The sequence below is a fragment of the Citrobacter sp. LST-B2 genome, from assembly GCF_057983045.1.
Window position 1 is genome coordinate 927429 of the sequence record NZ_CP192598.1, and the last position, 21448, is coordinate 948876.

Annotated in this window: 18 protein-coding genes and 2 pseudogenes; 9 read left to right on the forward strand and 11 right to left on the reverse strand. The window is 54.3% G+C overall.

All coding sequences use genetic code 11. The annotated features are described in order from the left end of the window. Positions 1–9: 9 nt before the first annotated feature. From ACQ0PY_RS04525 to ACQ0PY_RS04535, 3 genes are read right to left on the reverse strand one after another with little or no spacing between them, the layout of a single operon-like run. A complete protein-coding gene (locus ACQ0PY_RS04525; RefSeq protein WP_042997994.1) occupies positions 10–504 on the reverse strand; it encodes a PTS sugar transporter subunit IIB in 495 nt (164 codons plus the stop codon). An 11-nt stretch (positions 505–515) separates the two neighbouring features. Beyond that, positions 516–944 carry a PTS sugar transporter subunit IIA gene (locus ACQ0PY_RS04530; protein ID WP_109739861.1) on the reverse strand — a complete coding sequence of 143 codons (429 nt, stop codon included), beginning with the start codon at positions 942–944 and terminating at the stop codon, positions 516–518. Between the two features lie 4 nt (positions 945–948). Beyond that, positions 949–2694 carry a class I mannose-6-phosphate isomerase gene (locus ACQ0PY_RS04535; RefSeq protein WP_044255596.1) on the reverse strand — a complete coding sequence of 582 codons (1746 nt, stop codon included), beginning with the start codon at positions 2692–2694 and terminating at the stop codon, positions 949–951. A 187-nt stretch (positions 2695–2881) separates the two neighbouring features. Here ACQ0PY_RS04535 and ACQ0PY_RS04540 point away from each other — a divergent pair, with 187 nt between their 5' ends. The 5 genes from ACQ0PY_RS04540 to caiF all read left to right on the forward strand — a co-directional run bounded on the left by ACQ0PY_RS04540 (position 2882) and on the right by caiF (position 10333). Next, entirely contained in the window at positions 2882–3889 is a 1008-nt protein-coding gene (locus ACQ0PY_RS04540) for a LacI family DNA-binding transcriptional regulator (protein WP_044267378.1), read from the forward strand. Positions 3890–4022: 133 nt separating this feature from the next. Beyond that, positions 4023–4844 carry a 4-hydroxy-tetrahydrodipicolinate reductase gene (dapB, locus tag ACQ0PY_RS04545; RefSeq protein WP_042997990.1) on the forward strand — a complete coding sequence of 274 codons (822 nt, stop codon included), beginning with the start codon at positions 4023–4025 and terminating at the stop codon, positions 4842–4844. A 457-nt stretch (positions 4845–5301) separates the two neighbouring features. Continuing rightward, positions 5302–6450: a glutamine-hydrolyzing carbamoyl-phosphate synthase small subunit gene (carA, locus tag ACQ0PY_RS04550; protein WP_044255590.1), complete on the forward strand. Its 1149-nt coding sequence runs from the start codon at positions 5302–5304 to the stop codon at positions 6448–6450. An 18-nt stretch (positions 6451–6468) separates the two neighbouring features. Then, on the forward strand, positions 6469–9693 hold the full coding sequence (carB, locus tag ACQ0PY_RS04555) for a carbamoyl-phosphate synthase large subunit (RefSeq protein ID WP_109739862.1): 3225 nt from the start codon (positions 6469–6471) through the stop codon (positions 9691–9693). A 250-nt stretch (positions 9694–9943) separates the two neighbouring features. Continuing rightward, entirely contained in the window at positions 9944–10333 is a 390-nt protein-coding gene (caiF, locus tag ACQ0PY_RS04560) for a carnitine metabolism transcriptional regulator CaiF (protein ID WP_042997987.1), read from the forward strand. 44 nt (positions 10334–10377) lie between these two features. On the opposite strand, the gene caiE is transcribed toward caiF, so the two are convergent. The 7 genes and pseudogenes from caiE to caiT form a co-directional block, all read right to left on the reverse strand. Then, positions 10378–10974 carry a carnitine operon protein CaiE gene (gene caiE / locus ACQ0PY_RS04565; RefSeq protein ID WP_109739863.1) on the reverse strand — a complete coding sequence of 199 codons (597 nt, stop codon included), beginning with the start codon at positions 10972–10974 and terminating at the stop codon, positions 10378–10380. Continuing rightward, positions 10955–11092, reverse strand: a pseudogene (locus ACQ0PY_RS04570) (hypothetical protein); the annotation flags it as partial. The gene caiE and the pseudogene ACQ0PY_RS04570, both read right to left, overlap by 20 nt. Further along, entirely contained in the window at positions 11089–11874 is a 786-nt protein-coding gene (gene caiD / locus ACQ0PY_RS04575) for a crotonobetainyl-CoA hydratase (protein ID WP_042997985.1), read from the reverse strand. The pseudogene ACQ0PY_RS04570 and the gene caiD, both read right to left, overlap by 4 nt. A gap of 52 nt (positions 11875–11926) precedes the next feature. Then, complete coding sequence (caiC, locus tag ACQ0PY_RS04580; protein ID WP_109739864.1) at positions 11927–13480, reverse strand: crotonobetaine/carnitine-CoA ligase; 1554 nt, start codon at positions 13478–13480, stop codon at positions 11927–11929. A 62-nt stretch (positions 13481–13542) separates the two neighbouring features. Further along, positions 13543–14760 carry an L-carnitine CoA-transferase gene (gene caiB, locus ACQ0PY_RS04585; protein ID WP_109739865.1) on the reverse strand — a complete coding sequence of 406 codons (1218 nt, stop codon included), beginning with the start codon at positions 14758–14760 and terminating at the stop codon, positions 13543–13545. An 84-nt stretch (positions 14761–14844) separates the two neighbouring features. After that, positions 14845–15987 (reverse strand): crotonobetainyl-CoA dehydrogenase, encoded by a 1143-nt coding sequence (gene caiA / locus ACQ0PY_RS04590; protein ID WP_042997982.1) that lies wholly within the window; start codon positions 15985–15987, stop codon positions 14845–14847. A 32-nt stretch (positions 15988–16019) separates the two neighbouring features. Further along, on the reverse strand, positions 16020–17537 hold the full coding sequence (gene caiT, locus ACQ0PY_RS04595; RefSeq protein ID WP_042997981.1) for an L-carnitine/gamma-butyrobetaine antiporter: 1518 nt from the start codon (positions 17535–17537) through the stop codon (positions 16020–16022). 478 nt (positions 17538–18015) lie between these two features. Here caiT and ACQ0PY_RS04600 point away from each other — a divergent pair, with 478 nt between their 5' ends. From ACQ0PY_RS04600 to fixX, 4 genes are read left to right on the forward strand one after another with little or no spacing between them, the layout of a single operon-like run. Next, positions 18016–18789 (forward strand): electron transfer flavoprotein FixA, encoded by a 774-nt coding sequence (locus ACQ0PY_RS04600; protein ID WP_061070535.1) that lies wholly within the window; start codon positions 18016–18018, stop codon positions 18787–18789. A 12-nt stretch (positions 18790–18801) separates the two neighbouring features. Further along, a complete protein-coding gene (locus tag ACQ0PY_RS04605; protein ID WP_109739866.1) occupies positions 18802–19743 on the forward strand; it encodes an electron transfer flavoprotein subunit alpha/FixB family protein in 942 nt (313 codons plus the stop codon). A gap of 22 nt (positions 19744–19765) precedes the next feature. Beyond that, complete coding sequence (locus tag ACQ0PY_RS04610) at positions 19766–21052, forward strand: FAD-dependent oxidoreductase (RefSeq protein WP_044267384.1); 1287 nt, start codon at positions 19766–19768, stop codon at positions 21050–21052. Then, on the forward strand, positions 21049–21336 hold the full coding sequence (fixX, locus tag ACQ0PY_RS04615; protein ID WP_042997977.1) for a ferredoxin-like protein FixX: 288 nt from the start codon (positions 21049–21051) through the stop codon (positions 21334–21336). Before ACQ0PY_RS04610 ends, fixX begins: the two co-directional genes overlap by 4 nt. On the opposite strand, the pseudogene ACQ0PY_RS04620 reads toward fixX, so the two are convergent. After that, a pseudogene (locus tag ACQ0PY_RS04620) lies at positions 21333–21434 on the reverse strand (hypothetical protein); the annotation flags it as partial. The gene fixX and the pseudogene ACQ0PY_RS04620 overlap by 4 nt on opposite strands. Between the last annotated feature and the right edge of the window lie 14 nt (positions 21435–21448).

Genomic DNA, 21448 nt, shown 5'->3' on the forward strand with positions numbered 1-21448 from the left:
GTCCGCTCCTTATTTCAGCTTCTGGCGCGCATCCTGCCAGCTGTAGCAACTGGCATCCGGCACCAGCCGGAATTCAACCTGATGCCCGCGCTGCGTCAGCCAGTCAAAGGCGGCGATCTCCTGTGCATTGACTGATTGATTAGGGCCAATTGTCGTGGTGTCGGCGCGCGCACTCATTGGACCGACGTTAATTTTGCCGTTGGCGTTGTGCAGACTGATACCCGCTTCTTCGATGCGCATCAGCGTGACCGGCGATTTGCCAATCACGAAATAACGTTTCTCACTGGCGATGACTTTGGGCAGTTTCTCAATCGCGGTGGCGGTATCAAACAACCAGACTTTGGTGTCCTGCACGGCGCCTTTCATCACCGAGGAGAGCAGGGGATCGGCCGCGACGGCATCGTCAATGGCGACAATGCCATCGCAGGGCAGCTCTTTGGCCCAACGTGTGACGAGCTGCCCATGAATAACGCGGTCATCGATACGGACAAAAGAAATACTCATAGCGGTTTCCTTTAAAAATCATCTGACTGCACGGAAAAAACCGGGGCAGCCTTCGTCAACGTGGGGGCAGTTAACGCCAGCAGGGTATCGGCTGCGGCATGGACATCCATGAATGGAAGCACTTCCTCGCTTAACAGCAGCATCGGCAGATTCACTCCTGCCACAACGGCGATGGGAGGCAACGTTTGTGGTGAAAAAGCATGCTGGCAGGCGACGTTCCACGGCGTGCCACTTTGCATATCGCAGAGCACCAGTACTCCGTCAGCGTGTTGTCCCGCCTGTGCCAGTACTTCTCTAAAGCGCGTTTTAAACCCTTCGATACCGGCCTGTTCGCTTAGTGTCACGGCGTAAACATGCGGTAATTCGCCGTAAACCATGCGTCCGCTGGTAAGAAGCGCTTCCGCCAGAGGACCGTGACTGGCAACAATAATGTGGATCATCGGCTTATCCTCTTACCCAGGCTTTGATCGTCGCCAGAGGCTGGTCAACGCTGTCGCCTGAAGGTGAAATTCGGTATTCCCCAACGGCTGCCGGGATGATAAAGGTCTCTGCATAGTGAACGATGAAGGGAGCAAATGCGCCGCTCGGACTATCGACCACGGCTTGCGCACCTTCGACCAGGTTCAGAACGTTCACACCACCCTGAGTATGGTGTGTCACTGGGGCAGTAAACCAGTGACGGCGGGTTTCGATAAACTCACGTTCGTGCATCCCGGTTCTTTCTTCCCGCCAGCCGTCCCCTTCAGCGATGGGCTCAATACGGTTGATCAGATTGTCTTGAACCCATTGTGTATCGCGCTGCCAGTCAATGACTTGTTGACCGTGGTCAAGATGGACAGGACGCGGCAATCCGTCCAGACCCAGACGCCCCCAGTCCCACAGTTTGAAGGTGAAAATATACGGCGTGGCACTGATCTCCAGGACCATTGTCCCGGCGCCTGAGCAATGGACGGTTCCGGCAGGGATGAGAAAATGATCGTGCTTACGGGCAGGGAATTGATTGACAAACCGCTCGTCATCAAAGGCTTTCTCGCCTCGTCCCGCCGCGCGTAAATCGTCCAGCATCTCGCCTGGTACGATCCCGGTTTTTGTGCCCAGGTAGACCACCGCATCTGGCTCTGCTTCAAGGATGTAGTAACTCTCATCCTGGGTATAGTGCATACCAAATTGCTGTTGGATGTATTCAGTAACCGGATGAACCTGGAAGCTCAGGTTCTGACCGCCAATGGTATCGAGAAAGTCAAAACGAATCGGAAATTCCGCGCCAAAACGAGCATGAACTTTCTCGCCAAGCAGGGCGCGGGGATACGTCAGCACCAGGTCCTGAGAGGGGATCTCGATCCGCACATGACCAAAACGCAGTAACAGGCTGTTTTCCTCGGGCACGCAATCAAAACACCACGCGTAGTTGGGCGCTGAGGGATCGAGATCGAATTGTTGTTTCATCCACTGCCCGCCCCAGACGCCAGGGTCAAAGAAGGGGGCGACGCGAAACGGTTGCGTGGTGGTTTGTTGCAACCCGGCGCGTAGCGCTTCGCCGCTGACCATTGCGGGCGCGCCTGCGACCGTCGTATCCAGCAAATAATCAGCGCGTTTGAGCAGCGGCGTTTTGTGCCGGTCAAAGACCCGCCATTCAATAAAAAAGGCGCGTTTATAGCGACGAAGAATATCTTCATTCTGGTTTTTTGCGCCCCAGTTACCGAGACCGTCATGACGCATACGCTGTTGAATTTCCCAGCGCGGCAGATCGGCATACACCAACACATCGCCGGGATGCGCCAGCGCCGCGCCTGGCCCATATACCACCACGAGACCTTCGGGGATGGCTTCAATCTGTTGACGCATCCGGTTGAGCTTGTCGGGATCAAAAAACTCATCAAGATGGTGACAGGAGAGAACGCCAAAGACGCGGTCATCGGTCAGATTACGCGCCAACAACTCATGCAGCGCCTGCTCATCCCGTCGCGCGGATTCAACATTAATCACTACGGTGGCGTTTAGCGCGGCGAAGAGGTGTTGCTCCAGCTCATCCAGTCGCACGCCCGGATAACAATCGATAATCAGTACGGTTTTAGGCGATTCAGAAACCCGGCTGCGAAGTACCGAATGGACCGACGCCCAGCCTTGCCAGGCCTCGTCGTCATAGCCCTGAACATAAACCTCAGGGAATTTATTATAGGTTGTACGCATTTTCTCTCTCCGTGTTGGCTAATTAAAGATTAATCGATTAACCTTATTTTCATAGGGTGGTTAACGCGATTAACCCGCCATAATCAGAAACCAGGGCGGTAAAAAGCTCATCAGCGTGATGAGAATCACACGTACTGGCACATTAGTGAGGTTATTCGATTAACCTTTGCGAGAAACAGGAGAAGTCATGACAACCATTACCCTGGCGCAGGTTGCGGAACGCGCTGGCGTCTCCACGGCGACCGTGTCGATGGTACTGCGTAATCGGGGGCGTATTTCACAGGCAACGCGTGAACGCGTACTTAAAGCGCTGGATGATTCTGGCTATGTCTATAACCAGACCGCAGCGAATTTGCGTAATCGCAGCAGCAATCAGGTCGGGCTCTTGTTGCATGATATTACTAACCCATTTTATGGCGAGATGACGGCGGGGCTCAGTCATGAAATGGAGCGGCACGATCTGCTGTTGTTTCTGGCGAACAGCGAAGAGTCCGGCGAGCGCCAGCAAAAGTTTGTTGATTCTCTGATGCGCAATAACGCCTGCGGTATGGTGCTCTGCGCGGCGCGGGAAACACCGACCTCGTTCTTTGAAGCGCTTAAACGGCGTAATATTCCCGCTATCATGGTGGTTCGCCCGCTTAGCGATCCGGACTTTGATTTTGTCGGCACCGATAATTTTCTCGGGACGCAAATGGCAACGACCCATTTAGTTAAACTGGGGCACAAAAATATCGCCTTCATCGGCGGCAGCCCGAATTCAGGGAGCCGGGCGCAGCGCATTGGCGGATTTACCAGCACACTACTGGAATATGGCATTTCACCGAATCCGCAGTGGATCGTTGCCACTCAGGCCAGCCAGATTGATGGCGCGAAAGTGGCGGAGTCTCTGCTGATGCAACATCCACAAATTACTGCCGCGGTGTGTTATCAGGATATTGTGGCATTGGGGGTAATGCAGGCGCTACGTAAAATGGGGCGTGAACCCGGGCGCGACTTTGCATTAGTCGGGTTCGATGATATTACCGAAGCGGCGTTGGTTCAGCCTGCGCTGACCACCGTGTCGGTCGCGGCAAAAGAGATTGGTCGTAAGGCGGGAGAGTTACTTTACAGTCGTATTCAGGGGAACGATGAGCCGGCGAAACGCATTATTCTGCCTCCGGCACTGGTGGTCAGAGAATCATGTGGTTTTCGCTGATCGTCATGTCTTTTACTGATATCTCTCGCTGTTTATCATTAAATTCTAATTATCGACGTTTTTGGCTAGCGGCATGACGACGTGCTGGTTAATCTGAAAACGATTTACATCATTTTAACGTAAGAGAATAACTATGCATGATGCACAGGTCCGTGTCGCGATAGCGGGCGCGGGTGGCCGTATGGGCCGCCAGTTAATTCAGGCAGCGCTGCAGATGGATGGCGTTGCGCTTGGTGCGGCGCTTGAGCGCGAGGGATCGTCACTGCTGGGCAGCGATGCCGGAGAACTGGCGGGTGTCGGGAAAACCGGCGTTACCGTGCAAAGTCGCCTTGAGGCAGTAAAAGATGATTTCGATGTGTTCATCGATTTTACCCGTCCGGAAGGCACGCTGAATCATCTGGCGTTTTGTCGTCAGCATGGCAAAGGGATGGTCATTGGCACCACCGGTTTTGACGATGCGGGAAAACAGGCGATTCGCGATGCCGCGCAGGACATTGGCATTGTCTTCGCGGCGAACTTTAGCGTCGGTGTCAACGTGATGCTTAAGCTGCTGGAAAAGGCGGCGAAGGTGATGGGCGACTATACCGACATTGAAATCATTGAAGCTCACCACCGCCATAAAGTTGACGCGCCGTCAGGCACCGCGCTGGCGATGGGGGAGGCGATTGCCCATGCGCTGGATAAAGATCTAAAAGAATGCGCCGTCTACAGTCGCGAAGGCTACACCGGCGAACGCGTGCCGGGAACAATTGGCTTTGCCACCGTCCGCGCCGGGGACATTGTGGGCGAACATACCGCCATGTTTGCCGATATCGGCGAACGTGTCGAAATCACCCACAAAGCGTCCAGCCGTATGACTTTTGCCAATGGTGCGGTGAGATCGGCACTTTGGGTTAGTGCAAAGAAAAATGGTCTTTTTGATATGCGAGATGTCCTTGATCTCAACAATTTATAGTTAATTATTACCTTTCGTGATGTGGTTATTGTAATCTCAATGCATTGATTACATGGGGCAATATTTTTATTGCCCTTTTATTTTACCTGTTACAGATTGCTTTCATTACAAATGGCGTAAAAATCTATCTTTTCTCTCTTTTTTACGTTGCCTGAATGTAAATTTTGACCAAGTGGTCCACTTTTTCGAAGCCTGAGACTATTTTCTACGCATAATTGTTCACGCAAGCGTTTTCCTGCCAGGGTTAGCTGATCTTTTTGCCTGTTAAATCCGTTGATTTCATCCTGAGTCGCAAAAGAATATAAAAAATACCGCCTTTAAGTTGACTTTTGCCTGCCTTATCTCCAGAATGCCGCCGTTTGCCAGAAATCCACGGGTAAGCAAATTTGCATTGATTCATGCTATGCGAATGCATTAATATGCAAATAAAGTGAGTGAATATTCTCTGGAGGGTGTTTTGATTAAGTCAGCGCTATTGGTTCTGGAAGACGGAACCCAGTTTCACGGTCGGGCCATAGGGGCAACAGGTTCGGCGGTTGGGGAAGTCGTTTTCAATACTTCAATGACCGGTTATCAAGAAATCCTCACTGATCCTTCCTATTCCCGCCAAATCGTTACTCTTACTTATCCCCATATCGGTAATGTCGGCACCAATGCCGCCGATGAAGAATCCTCCCAGGTCCATGCGCAAGGCCTTGTCATTCGTGACCTGCCGCTGATTGCGAGCAACTTCCGCAATACCGAAGACCTCTCTTCTTACCTGAAACGCCATAACATTGTGGCGATTGCCGATATCGATACCCGTAAGCTGACGCGTCTGCTGCGCGAGAAAGGGGCGCAAAACGGTTGCATTATCGCGGGCGATAACCCGGATGCGGCGCTGGCGCTGGAAAAAGCGAAAGCCTTCCCGGGCCTGAACGGCATGGATCTTGCCAAAGAAGTGACCACCACGGAATCTTACAGCTGGACCCAGGGGAGCTGGACGCTGGCGGGCGACCTGCCGGAAGCAAAGAAAGAAGACGAACTGCCGTTCCATGTTGTCGCCTATGACTTTGGCGCCAAGCGCAACATTCTGCGCATGCTGGTGGACAGAGGCTGCCGCCTGACGGTTGTCCCGGCAAAAACGTCGGCAGAAGATGTGCTGAAGATGAATCCGGACGGGATCTTCCTGTCGAACGGCCCTGGTGACCCGGCGCCATGCGATTACGCTATCGACGCAATTCAGAAATTCCTCGAGACCGATATTCCGGTGTTTGGCATTTGCTTAGGCCATCAGCTGCTGGCGCTGGCGAGTGGGGCAAAAACCGTGAAGATGAAATTCGGTCACCACGGTGGTAACCATCCGGTCAAAGATATCGACAACAATACGGTGATGATTACGGCCCAGAACCACGGCTTTGCGGTGGATGAAGCGTCCATGCCGGCCAATCTGCGTGTGACCCACAAGTCGCTGTTCGATGGCACCCTGCAAGGGATTCATCGCACCGACAAACCGGCATTCAGCTTCCAGGGCCACCCGGAAGCGAGCCCGGGTCCTCACGATGCCGCGCCATTGTTCGACCACTTTATCGAGTTAATTGAGCTTTACCGTCAGTCCGCGAAATAATCAGGAGTTAAGAGAGCCATGCCAAAACGTACAGACATAAAAAGTATCCTGATTCTGGGCGCGGGTCCGATTGTTATCGGTCAGGCGTGTGAGTTTGACTACTCCGGCGCGCAGGCGTGTAAAGCGCTGCGTGAAGAGGGGTACCGCGTCATTCTGGTGAACTCCAACCCCGCGACCATCATGACCGACCCGGAAATGGCCGATGCGACCTACATCGAGCCGATTCACTGGGAAGTCGTGCGCAAGATTATTGAGAAAGAGCGCCCGGACGCGGTGCTGCCGACCATGGGCGGTCAGACGGCGCTGAACTGTGCGCTGGAACTGGAGCGCCAGGGCGTGCTGGCCGAATTCGGTGTGACCATGATTGGTGCGACCGCCGATGCGATTGATAAAGCCGAAGACCGTCGTCGCTTCGATATCGCGATGAAGAAAATCGGTCTCGACACCGCGCGTTCGGGCATTGCCCATACGATGGAAGAGGCGCTGGCGGTAGCGGCTGACGTCGGCTATCCGTGCATCATCCGCCCGTCCTTTACCATGGGCGGCACCGGCGGCGGTATCGCCTACAACCGCGAAGAGTTTGAAGAAATTTGTACTCGCGGCCTGGATCTCTCCCCAACCAACGAGCTGCTGATTGATGAATCGCTGATTGGCTGGAAAGAGTACGAGATGGAAGTGGTGCGTGATAAAAACGACAACTGCATCATCGTCTGCTCCATCGAAAACTTCGACGCCATGGGCATTCACACCGGTGACTCCATCACTGTGGCACCGGCCCAGACGCTGACCGACAAAGAATATCAAATCATGCGTAACGCCTCGATGGCGGTACTGCGTGAAATCGGCGTAGAAACCGGCGGTTCAAACGTGCAGTTCGCGGTGAACCCGAAAAACGGCCGCCTGATTGTGATCGAAATGAACCCGCGCGTATCCCGTTCCTCCGCGCTGGCATCAAAAGCCACCGGCTTCCCGATTGCGAAAGTGGCGGCGAAACTGGCGGTGGGTTACACCCTTGATGAGCTGATGAATGACATCACTGGCGGTCGTACGCCGGCATCGTTCGAACCGTCCATCGACTATGTGGTCACTAAAATCCCACGCTTCAACTTCGAAAAATTCGTTGGTGCTAACGACCGTCTGACGACCCAGATGAAATCGGTCGGCGAAGTGATGGCGATTGGCCGCAGCCAGCAGGAATCTCTGCAAAAAGCGCTGCGCGGTCTGGAAGTGGGCGCCACCGGCTTTGACCCGAAAGTGAGCCTGGATGACCCGGAAGCGCTGACGAAAATCCGCCGCGAACTGAAAGACGCGGGCGCTGAGCGTATCTGGTATATCGCCGATGCCTTCCGTGCGGGCCTCTCCGTTGACGGTGTGTTCAACCTGACCAACATTGACCGCTGGTTCCTGGTTCAAATTGAAGAGCTGGTGCGTCTGGAAGAGAAAGTGACAGAGCTGGGCATTAACGGCCTGACCCCTGACTTCCTGCGCCAGCTGAAACGCAAAGGCTTCGCCGATGCGCGTCTGGCTAAACTGGCCGGTGTCCGTGAAGCGGAAGTTCGCAAACTGCGCGACCAGTACAATCTGCACCCGGTCTACAAGCGTGTGGACACCTGCGCGGCAGAATTCGCCACCGATACCGCCTACATGTACTCCACGTATGAAGATGAGTGCGAGGCGAACCCGTCCGTTGACCGTGACAAAATCATGGTGCTTGGCGGCGGTCCAAACCGTATCGGCCAGGGGATCGAATTTGACTACTGCTGCGTACACGCCTCTCTGGCGCTGCGCGAAGACGGTTACGAAACCATCATGGTCAACTGTAACCCGGAAACGGTCTCTACTGACTATGACACTTCCGATCGCCTCTACTTTGAGCCGGTCACGCTGGAAGATGTGCTGGAAATCGTGCGCATTGAGAAGCCGAAGGGCGTAATCGTGCAGTACGGCGGCCAGACTCCGCTGAAACTGGCGCGTGCGCTGGAAGCAGCAGGCGTACCGGTTATTGGTACCAGCCCGGACGCAATTGACCGCGCAGAAGACCGTGAGCGTTTCCAGCATGCGGTGGACCGTCTGAAGCTGAAACAACCGGCCAACGCCACCGTGACAGCCATCGAACAGGCTGTCGAAAAAGCGAAAGAGATTGGCTATCCGCTGGTGGTGCGTCCGTCCTACGTGCTGGGCGGCCGGGCGATGGAAATCGTCTACGACGAAGCTGACCTGCGCCGCTACTTCCAGACCGCCGTTAGCGTTTCCAACGACGCGCCGGTTCTGCTCGACCGCTTCCTGGATGACGCGGTTGAAGTGGACGTTGACGCCATCTGCGACGGCGAAATGGTGCTGATTGGCGGCATCATGGAACACATCGAACAAGCGGGCGTCCACTCGGGTGACTCTGCCTGTTCTCTGCCGGCCTACACGCTGAGCCAGGAAATTCAGGATGTGATGCGCCAGCAGGTACAGAAACTGGCCTTCGAACTGCAGGTTCGCGGTCTGATGAACGTCCAGTTTGCGGTGAAAGATAACGAAGTCTACCTGATTGAAGTGAATCCACGTGCGGCGCGTACCGTACCGTTCGTCTCTAAAGCGACCGGCGTACCGCTGGCGAAAGTGGCGGCGCGTGTGATGGCCGGTAAATCGCTGACCGAACAGGGCGTGACCAAAGAAATTATCCCGCCGTACTACTCGGTGAAAGAAGTGGTGCTGCCGTTCAACAAATTCCCGGGCGTCGACCCGCTGTTAGGGCCAGAAATGCGCTCCACCGGGGAAGTGATGGGCGTGGGGCGTACCTTTGCGGAAGCGTTCGCCAAGGCGCAACTGGGCAGCAGTTCTACCATGAAAAAACAGGGCCGTGCGCTGCTCTCCGTACGTGAGGGCGACAAAGAGCGTGTGGTTGACCTGGCGGCGAAACTGCTGAAGCAGGGCTTTGAACTGGACGCCACCCACGGTACCGCGATTGTGCTGGGTGAAGCCGGTATCAACCCACGTCTGGTGAACAAGGTGCATGAAGGTCGTCCGCACATTCAGGACCGTATCAAGAATGGCGAATACACCTACATCATCAACACCACCGCAGGGCGTCGCGCCATTGAAGACTCCAGGGTGATTCGCCGTAGCGCACTACAATACAAAGTGCACTACGACACCACGCTGAACGGCGGCTTTGCCACCGCGATGGCGCTGAATGCCGATGCAACAGAGAAAGTCATCTCCGTTCAGGAAATGCACGCGCAAATTAAAAAATAAGCGGCGGCATCATTTGCCCCGGTTTTAAAAACGGCTCCGGAAACGGAGCCGTTTTTTTATGCACTCAGTTCATTCCTGGAGATATATTGCGCAACAGGACAATTTTCATTGTAACAAGCAAGATTTGGCTCACACTAATGCGCCGCTAAGTTGCTTACTATCATTGAATCCCACAATTTAAATAGGGTCTTGTTTTGTATTTTTACGGACAGGGCATAACAAGATTTTTAATTTGTGAAATGGTGTGCTTATGTGTGAAAAATATGTTGAAAAGCCGCTTTATCTGTTAATTGCCGATTGGGTGATGGCAGAAAAGCGTTGGGTAAGTGCGAAAGAGATCGCGAAGCACTTTAATATGGATCACTGCAAAGCGATCAATACCGTCTCTTATATTCTCGCTGAGGTTGGGGAGATTAATTGCGAGACTAAGACTATCCCTAATCAACTGGAAGGTCGTGGATGTCAGTGTCAGCGCCTGGTCAGAGTGACGCATATTGATCCACAGCTGTATGCCCGCCTTGGGCATAGCGCGCAGGTGAAGATGGTCAGCAAATCGCCGCGGATGTCGGCGGTGCCGCCATCAGAACTAAACCGCGAGCAAAAATGGCAGATGATGTTGTCAAAAAGTATGCGTCGATAAGTTCGGTTTTGCCGGATGGTGCCTTGCGCCGCCATCCGGCATGATTACATGGCCGATTTAGGCTTCACCTCCGTTGTGCCCTTCAGGCGCGGCCGGTTTGCTTCAACCGCCGTTAATGGCGACGTTTCCCGTAGCGATGCCCGACAGCGTACGGCGAGATCCTGATATTCCTTCGTATTCAGCCGCTTCCAGTGCAGTTCCTGTTCGCTGACCTCACGCATAACGCGGGCTGGCGTGCCGACCAGCAACTGTCGTGCGGCGCCAGTAAATCCGGCTTTGACGAAACTCATGGCGGCGACAATGCTTTCGTCGCCGATCACCGCACCGTCCATGATCACGCAGTTCATGCCGACCAGTGCGTCCCGGCCTATCACGCAACCGTGCAGGATAGCACCGTGTCCGATGTGTCCATTCTCGCGTACCACCGTGTCTGTATCGCAGTAGCCATGCATAATGCAGCCATCCTGAAGGTTGGATCCCGCTTCAAGGATTAAGCGGCCATAGTCCCCGCGCAGTGAGGCGAGCGGGCCGACGTATACGCCAGCCCCTACGATGACATCGCCAATCAGTACTGCGCTGGGATGCACATACGCCTCGGGATGGACCACGGGAATTAAGCCTTCAAAGGCGTAAAAACTCATCGGCATTCCTCAATTGTTGTTTACCGGATGGCGGCGTAAACGCCTTATCCGGCCTACGCAAGCGTGCAGACATTCGGGCCTGCGTAGGCCTGATAAGCGCAGCACCATAAGGCATTAGCGTCCTTTCCAGACCGGATCGCGTTTTTCAGCAAACGCCTGCGGCCCTTCGAGCGCATCTTCGGAGTGCAGCACGGACGGATAGTGTTTCAGCACGCCGCTGCGGATGAAACGATAAGCCTCTTCCACCGGCATTTCACTGGTTGTGCGGTAAATCTCTTTCAGCGCGGCGATGGCCAGTGGTGCGCTGTTCACCAGCTGTTGTGCCAGTTCACGCGCGCTGTCCATCAGTTCCTGCTGGCTGACCACGCGATTGACGATCCCCCAGCGCTGCGCTTCATCTGCATCCATGCGTCTGCCGGTCATGATCATTTCATTGACGATGGCCGGGGGCAGTATTTTCGGCAGACGCAGGACGCCGCCGCTGTCCGGTACGATGCCGAGTTTGGCTTCAGGGAGGGCAAAGCTGGCGTTATCGGCACAGACAATAAAGTCTGCGGCCAGCGCCAGTTCAAAGCCACCGCCGAATGCATAGCCATTGACGGCAGCGATCACCGGTTTGTCGAGATTGAAGATTTCAGTCAGGCCAGCGAATCCGCCGGGGCCAAAATCGGCGTCTGGTGCTTCACCTTCCGCCGCGGCTTTTAAATCCCAACCGGCGGAAAAAAACTTCTCGCCTGCGCCGGTGACAATCGCCACGCGCAGTTCGGGATCGTCACGAAAATTAAGAAAAACCTCACCCATCTGGAAACTGGTTTTGGCATCGATCGCATTTGCTTTTGGTCGATCCAATATAATTTCCAGAATCGATCCGTTGCGGGTTAAATGTAAAGATTCACTCATGGTTCATCTCCAAAAATAGGATGTCTGGCAGGGGTTATTCCTGCCTGTAGGGTTATTTCAGGTTTTTTTTGATTATTTTTCCTGAACAATTTCGCGGCAGGTCGGTTCTAATCTCCATAATTGAAGGGACTTTAAATTTCGCCATATTTTTTTCGCAGAAGCTGAAAAACTCTTCTTCACTGAGCGTTTCACCCTCGTTGAGAACTACAAAGGCTTTTATCGCTTCGTCACGAATTGAATCGTTAATTCCAATAACGACGATGTCCTGAATTTTGGGGTGTGCCGAAATAATATTTTCCAGCTCCACGCAGGAGACGTTTTCTCCCCCTCGTTTAATCATGTTGCAGCGGCGATCGACAAAATAGAAAAAACCGTCTTCGTCGCGATAGCCGGAATCACCGGTATGCAGCCAGCCGTTCGGCTCGAGCGCTTTGGCGGTGGCATCCGGCCTGCCGTAGTACTCTTTGAAAATCGTTTTACCCGGCACACCCTTAATACAGATTTCCCCAATTTCACCGGCGGGCAGCGCACGGTTTTGCTCATCGCGAATTTCTGCTTCGTAACAAAAGCCGGGGCGTCCAATAGAGGGCCAGCGTCGCTTATCACCGGGGCGATCGCCGATGATGCCGACAATGGTTTCCGTCATGCCGTAAGAGGTCAGCAGACGCACACCGAAGCGTTCAACAAATGCATCTTTTTCCTGCACTGACAGGTTGAGGTAATACATCACTTCCCGTAAACAGTGCTCTCTGTCCAGCGGTGATGCGGGTTGAACCATCAGCGTTCTGATCATCATCGGGATGCATTCCGTGACGGTCGCGCGGTATTTACGCACTTGTCCCCAGAAAGCGCGGGCGCTGTATTTCTCTATCAGCACAAAGGTTGCGCCCGCCGAGAAGGCGGCCATGGCGGCAGTGCACTGACAGTCGATGTGAAACGCAGGCATGACCGTCAGGTAAACATCGTCATCACGCAGGGCGCATTGCCACGACGAGTAGTAGCCGGCAAAACGCAGGTTGTAATGGGTGATCACCACGCCTTTAGGGCGGGAAGTGGTGCCGGAGGTAAACAGGATCTCGGCCATGTCGTCCGTGGACAACGGTGGGGTATAGCGCAATGTCGTCGGCTGCTGATCCTTCAGCGTCGTGAAATGGCTTACGCCATCAGCGATCGGCAACGCCTCACCAATCAGGCAGATATGGCTAAGCGGCGTCGTCTTTGCCTGTTGGATCTGCCGATACATCGGATAAAAAGCGGCGCTGGTTACCAGCAACTGAACGTCACTGTTTTGCAGGATCCACGCGCTTTCTTCACGCAGCAGACGGGCATTGATCGGCACCATGACCGCGCCAATTTTCGCCAGCCCGAACCAGCAAAAGAAAAACTCCGGGCAGTTATCCAGATGCAGGGCGACCTTATCACCTTTGCGAATGCCCAACGAGTGGAAAAGGTTTGCCGTCCGATTGATCTCCTCGTTAAGCGAGGCGTAGCTGTACTGGCGCACGTCCCCTTCGCTGGATTCGCAAATCAGCGCTGTTTTACTGCCATAAACTTCGGCCAGATCGCCCCACATCTGGCGTAAGTGTTGTCCGCCAACGATATCCATTGCACTCCTGTCCATTTTCACAGGCGTTGTGCTAACCGGGCGAGCCGGTCAGCATTTCGCATTTAGTTCTCAACTTTGGCCAGACCCTTACTGACCAGTTCCTTAATGTCTGCGTCGTTGTAACCGATATTTTTCAGAATGGCGGCAGTGTCCATGCCGTGCGACGGCATGCCGCGCCAGATTTTCCCGGGATTGTTTTTGAATTTCGGCATGACGTTTGGCCCTTTGCAGGTGCGGCCATCCATCGTTTGCCACTGGGTAATGGATTCGCGGGCAACGTACTGCGGATTGCCTTCCAGCTCCGGAATGGTCAGCACTTTGGCGCAGGCGATATTCAGCTCGGCGAAACGCGTCTGCACTTCCTCGATGGTGTGTGCGGCCAGCCACGCATCCAGTTTTTCATCGACCAGCGGTCCGTACGGGCACTCGACGCGGTGAATCAGTTGTGTTCCTTCCGGCACTTCCGGCGTACCGAGAATGTGCGCCAGACCGATGTCTTTAAAGCATTCGGTGACCTGGGTAATCCCGACCAGCTCCATCACGATGTAACCGTCGGCGCATTTATACAGCCCACAACCGGCGTAATAGGGGTCTTTACCTTTGGTCATGCGCGGGCAAATTTCACCGCCGTTGAAGTAATCCATCATGAAATACTGACCCATGCGCAGCATCACTTCGTACATCGCCACATCGATACTTTCGCCTTTGCCGGTTTCCCGCACCTTATGCAGTGCCGCCAGCGCGGCTGTGGTGGCCGTCATGCCGGAGAAGTAGTCGGCGGTGTACGGGAAGGCTGGCATCGGCTGATCAACGTCGCCGTTTTGGATCAGGTAACCGCTGAAGGCCTGAGCGATGGTGTTATAGGCCGGAAGGTTGGTGTACTCCTCGGTACCGTACTGGCCGAAGCCGGACAGGTGAGCGATAACCAGTTTCGGGTTATGTTGCCACAGGACCTCATCGGTAATTCCACGACGGGCAAACGCCGGACCTTTACTGGCTTCAATGAAGATATCGGTGGTTTCCATCAGTTTCAGAAACGCTTCCCGACCTTCATCTTTAAAAATATTCAGCGAGAGCGCGTGCAAATTACGCCGCGACAGCTGCGGATAGTTTGGCTGAACACGGATGGTATCGGCCCAGGCGACGTTCTCAATCCAGATAACTTCAGCGCCCCACTCGGCAAACATCTGACCGGCGAACGGCCCGGCGATTTCGATCCCGGAGAAGACAACCCGCAGCCCGGCAAGCGGCCCAAAAGCAGGCATTGGTAGACGATCCATAAAATGCTCCTGATAAATTTGTAGGCCTGATAAGACGCAAAGCATTGGCCCGGTAAGCACAGCGCCACCGGGCATGTCGCTGTCTTAACGGTATTGTTTCAGCACGGCACGACCGAGCGTCAGGATCTGCATTTCGTCAGAGCCGCCGGATACGCGGTCAACGCGCAGGTCACGCCAGAAGCGGGTGATGCGGTGGTTACCCGCAATCCCAACACCACCGAGAACCTGCATGGAGGTGTCCACGACTTCAAACGCCGCGTTGGCGCAGAAGTATTTACACATCGCCGCATCACCCGAGGTGATGGTACCGTTGTCGGCTTTCCATGCCGCTTCTAACAGCATGTTTTTCATGGAGTTTAATTTGATCGCCATATGGGCGAACTTCTCCTGGATCAACTGGAAACGACCGATCGTTTCGCCAAACTGCACGCGCTGGTTGGCGTAGCGCGCCGCATCTTCAAAGGCGCACATTGCTGTACCGTAGTTGGTGAGGGCTACCAGGAAACGTTCGTGGTCGAACTCTTCTTTTACGCGGTTAAAGCCGTTACCTTCCCGACCGAACATGTCTTTTTCGTCCAGCTCGACATCGTCAAAGTTGATTTCACAGCAGCTGTCCATGCGCAGACCCAACTTCTCAAGTTTGTTGACCTTGATGCCGGGTTTACTCATGTCGACAAACCATTCGGTATAGACAGGTTTATCCGGGGAAGCGCCGTCTCTTGCCATCACCACGATATAAGGGGTGTAGGCGCTACTGGTGATAAAACACTTACTACCATTAAGATAAACCTTACCATTTTTACGGGTATAAGTGGTTTTCAGACTACCAACATCCGATCCCGCTCCCGGTTCGGTGATGGCGGAGTTCCACATTTGTTTCCCGGTTCCCTGGAACGCCATGATTTTATCGATCTGCTCCTGGGTGCCTTCGCGAAGGAAGGTATTAAACCCGCCCGGCAGCTGATACAGCACGTACGTAGGCGCACCGAGGCGTCCCAGTTCCATCCAGACGGCAGCCACGGTGACGAATCCGGCTTCCAGGCCGCCATGTTCTTCCGGGATCAGCAGGCTATCGATGCCCATGTCCGCCAGCGCTTTCACGAAACGCTCCGGATACACGCTGTCGCGATCGCATTCGGCAAAATAGGCTTCCCAGTTCTCACTGGCCATCAGTTCACGAATACCGGCGACAAACAGTTCCTGCTCATCATTGAAATTGAAATCCATCTTCTAACCTCTATGTCATGGGGTAATTAGGTTTATTTATCTTTCCAGTGCACTTTGGCGTCTTTGATAAAGGAGAGCGTCACCATAATGTTGACGAAGAACAGCGGGCAGCCCCCGGCGATAATCGCGGTTTGTATTGGCTTCAGGCCGCCGAGTGCCAGCAGCACGATGCCAATCACGCCGACCAGCACTGACCAGCCGATACGCACCAGTAACGGCGGCTCTTCGCCATCGCGCACTTCACGGCAGGTTGACATTGCCAGGGTGTAAGAGCAGGCGTTGATCAGCGTAACGGTGGCAATAAAGCAGAGAATAAAGAATCCCCACATCGTGGCGGTGCTGAGCGGCAGGGCGGCCCAGGTTTCGATAATCGCGCGCGGCACGCCGTGATCGGCAATCAGTTGCGGGATGTTGATGATGTTTTTATCCATCAACAGCAGAGTGTTACTGCCCAGTACCGTCCACAGGATCCAGGTGGAGGCGGTCAGGCCCAGCACCATGCCAAAGCACAGTTCACGCACGGTACGACCGCGAGAGATACGCGCCAGGAAGATGCTCATCTGAATGGCGTAAATCACCCACCACGCCCAGTAGAAGACCGTCCAGCCCTGTGGGAAACCGCCTTTGGCGATCGGGTCGGTGTAGAACAGCATGCGCGGCAGATACATCAGCAGCGTCCCGACGGAGTCGGTGAAGTAGTTCATAATGAAGCTGGCGCCGCTGACGATGAACACCCAGCCGAGCATCAGGAAGCTCAGATAGCTGCGCACGTCACTGGCGATCCTGACCCCTTTTTGCAGGCCGCAGGCCACGCAAATGGCGTTAAGAATGATCCAGCAGGTAATGATGATCGCATCCAGTTGCAGCGTGTGCGGGATACCAAACAGGTACTGCATACATTCGGTGACCAGCGGCGTGGCCAGCCCAAGGCTGGTGCCCATCGCGAAGATCAGTGCGACCAGATAGAAGTTATCAATGATGGTGCCTAACAGACCTTTGGCGTGTTTTTCGCCGACCAGCGGCACCAGCGTGGAGCTGGGACGAATGACGTCCATCTTGCGCACAAAGAAGAAGTAGGCGAAGGCCACGGAGAGGAAGCTATAAGTCGCCCATGGCAGCGGTCCCCAGTGAAACAGGCTGTAAGCGAGGCCAATCTCTTTCGCTCCGGTAGAGTTAGGTTCCAGGCCAAACGGCGGCGTGGAGATGTAGTAGTAAATCTCTATCGATCCCCAGAACAGCACGGCGGCAGAGGTACAGGAGGCGAACATCATGAAGATCCAGCTGGCGGTGCTGAACTCCGGTTTCTCGTCACCTAATTTCTTTTTCGCGTAGGGACCAAACACCAGCCAGAACCAGCCGATGAGCATAATGACCATATACCACTCAAATGCCCATCCCCAGACATTGGTGACATAACTAAAGACGGCATTAATAACGACATTTGCGGCATCGAGATCGCGTACCGTTAGCCAGCAAAGTATTCCGACGATTATTAGCGGCGGGAAAAAAACTTTTGGCTCAATTCCAGACTTTCTCTTTTCATTTTTCATGAGTGAATTCCAGGTTGAAAACGAAATTTATTTAGCGTTCCCGTTTGTTTTATTTTTGTTTATTTTTATTAAATATTTGTTGATACCCGTTTAACCTCAGGACGCGTTGGCGAGTAACTCATAATGGGTATTCGTTTTGCGGCATTCTGTAATCTTCGTCACACTTTTTGTTTGGGGTGTTTTGGTGCGGGCAGCTCTTAAAAATGTATATTTATCATTTGGTTAAATTCTAATTTGTTGGGTTTTTCACCGTTTGGCGTTCAATATTGGTGATCTGCCAGGCAATATTGAAAATATTTCTTTTGGACGTCGGATTTCAATATTGGTGAGGTGCTTAACAATATTGAAAGTTGCGAATATCAGTGTGTGACATTTTCAATATTGGTGATTATGGTTTTATTTCCGAATTAAAGAGCGTGATATCTGTATTTAACACCGCCGATATATATACGTTTCCTTCATGATTTCTGGAGATGCAATGAAGATAATTACTTGCTACAAGTGCGTACCTGATGAACAGGATATTGTCGTCAATCACGCAGATGGTTCATTAGATTTCAGCAAAGCAGATGGCAAAATCAGCCAGTACGACCTGAATGCGATTGAAGCGGCCTGCCAACTGAAACAGCAGACCAGCGACGCGCAGGTGATCGCCCTGAGCGTGGGCGGCAAGGCGTTAACCAACGCGAAAGGGCGTAAGGATGTCCTCTCCCGCGGCCCGGACGAACTGGTGGTCGTCATTGACGATCGGTTCGAGCAGGCATTGCCACAGCAAACCGCCGCAGCGCTGGCTGCTGCCGCGCAAAAGTCGGGTTTTGATCTGATTCTCTGCGGCGATGGTTCCTCCGATCTCTACGCCCAGCAGGTCAGCCTGCTGGTAGGCGAAACGCTGAACATTCCCGCCATCAACGGCGTGAGCAAGATCCTCTCACTGACGGAAAGTACGCTGACCGTTGAACGTGAACTGGAAGATGAAATTGAAACGCTGAGCATTCCGCTGCCGGCGGTCGTGGCCGTTTCCACCGATATTAACTCTCCACAAATACCATCGATGAAAGCCATTCTGGGGGCGGCGAAAAAACCGGTTCAGGTCTGGTCAGCGGCGGACATTGGCTTTAGCGCCGGGGATGCCTGGTCCACGCAAACGGTGGCCGCACCGAAACAACGTGAGCGCCAGCGCATTGTGATTGAAGGCGATGGTGAAGAACAGATCGCTGCGTTTGCCGATAGTCTGCGCAAAATCATTAATTAAGAAGGGGATGTTATGAGCAAGTTTTCCAGCGTCTGGGTATTCAGCGATACCGTGTCTCGCCTGCCGGAACTGATGAGCGGCGCGCAGATTTTAGGTGAACAGATTAACGCATTTGTGCAAAGCGCCGATGAGGCAACCACGGCCATTCAGTTGGGCGCACATCACGTCTGGCAACTGAGCGGCAAGCCGGACGATCGTATGGTGGAAGATTATGCGGACGTGATGGCACAGACCGTTCGTCAACAGGGTGATTCTGGCCTGTTGCTGCTGCCCAACACCCGTCGCGGCAAACTGCTGGCGGCAAAACTGGGCTATCGCCTTGCCGCAGCGGTTTCTAATGATGCCAGCACCGTGACGCAGCAGGATGGCCGGGCGACGGTCAAACACATGGTGTATGGCGGCCTGGCGATGGGCGAAGAGACGCTCTCCACGCCGTTTGCGGTACTGACGCTCAGCAGCGGCACTTTTGAGGCGCAACAGCCTGATGCGACCCGCAGCGGCGAGACGCACAGCGTAGCCTGGCAGGCGCCGGGAATTACCGTCACGCGCACTGCCACGCAACCACGTCAGAGTAACAGCGTCGATCTCGACAAAGCCCGGCTGGTGGTCAGCGTGGGACGCGGTATCGGCAGCAAAGAGAATATCTCACTGGCGCAAGCGCTGTGTCAGGCCATTGGCGCGGAGCTGGCCTGCTCGCGTCCGGTCGCCGAAAACGAGAAGTGGATGGAGCATGAGCGCTATGTCGGGATCTCGAATCTGATGCTCAAGCCGGAACTGTATCTGGCGGTGGGGATCTCCGGGCAGATCCAGCACATGGTGGGGGCAAACGGCGCGCAGACTATTTTTGCCATCAACAAAGACAAAAATGCGCCGATATTTCAGTACGCGGATTACGGCATTGTCGGCGATGCGCTGAAAATCCTGCCCGCGCTGACGACCGCACTGGCACGCTAACCCATTCAGGCAGGGAGTACGTATGTCCGAAGATATCTTTGATGCCATCATCGTGGGCGCGGGGCTTGCCGGTTCCGTCGCGGCCCTGGTGCTCGCCCGCGAAGGGGCCCAGGTGTTGGTTATCGAGCGCGGAAATTCCGCTGGCGCGAAGAATGTCACCGGTGGGCGCATCTATGCTCACAGTCTGGAGCGCATTCTTCCAGGCTTTGCTCAGCAGGCCCCTGTTGAACGGGTCATTACCCATGAAAAACTCGCCTTTATGACCGATAACGGGGCGATGACCGTGGACTATCTCAACGGTGAAAAGGCTGGCCCGTCGCAGGTCTCTTATTCGGTGTTGCGCAGTAAATTTGACGCCTGGCTGATGGAGCAGGCGGAAGAGGCGGGCGCGCAGTTGATCACCGGGATCCGCGTGGATAACGTCGTGCAGCGCGATGGCAAAGTCGTTGGTGTAGAAGCGGACGGCGACATCATCGAATCGAAAGTGGTGATCCTCGCCGATGGCGTCAACTCCCTGCTGGCGGAAAAACTGGGAATGGCAAAACGCGTTGAGGCCTCGCACGTGGCGGTCGGCGTGAAAGAGTTGATCGAACTGCCGAAATCGGTGATTGAAGATCGCTTCCAGTTGCAGGGTAACGAAGGGGCGGCCTGTCTGTTCGCGGGATCGCCCACGGATGGCCTGATGGGCGGTGGCTTCCTGTATACCAACGAAAACACCCTGTCACTGGGGCTGGTATGCGGGCTTCATCATCTGAAAGAGGCGAAAAAATCGGTCCCGCAAATGCTGGAAGATTTCAAACAGCATCCGGCCGTTGCCCCGCTGATCGCGGGTGGCAAGCTGGTGGAGTACGCGGCACACGTGGTGCCGGAAGCAGGGATGAACATGCAGCCTGAGCTGGTGGGCGACGGCGTGCTGATTGCGGGCGACGCGGCGGGTATGTGTATGAATCTCGGCTTCACGATTCGCGGGATGGATCTCGCGGTGGCAGCAGGTGAAGCGGCGGCGAAAACGGTGCTTTCCGCCATGCAAAGCAACGACTTTAGCCGTCAAGGGCTGGCGGAATATCGCCAGCATCTCGACAACGGTCCGATGCGCGATATGCGTATGTACCAGCGGTTGCCGGCGTTCCTCGATAACCCGCGCATGTTCACCCGCTACCCGGAAATGGTTGTTGGTATCGCCCGTGACCTCTTTACCGTCGATGGTAGTGCGCCGGTGCCGATGCGTAAGACGATCCTGCGCCATGCGAAGAAAGTGGGCTTCATCAACCTGATGAAGGATGGCATTAAAGGAGTGACCGTATTATGACTTCTCCCGTCAACGTAGACGTCAAGCTGGGCGTCAACAAATTCAATGTCGATGAAGAGCATCCGCACATCATCATGAAAACTGCGCCGGATAAGCAGGTGCTGGAAGTGTTGATCAAAGCCTGTCCGGCCGGGTTATACAAAAAGCAGGATGACGGCAGCGTGCGCTTTGATTATGCCGGATGCCTGGAGTGCGGAACGTGTCGAATTCTCGGACTTGATACGGCGCTGGAAAAATGGGAGTACCCACGCGGCACCTTCGGCGTGGAGTTTCGTTACGGTTAATGAGTACAGGTATACGCTCCACTGCCGGATGGCGGCGAAAACGCCTTATCCGGCCTACGGGGATAAGTAGGCCTGATAAGCGCAGCGCCATCAGGCAGTTAAGCACTAATGC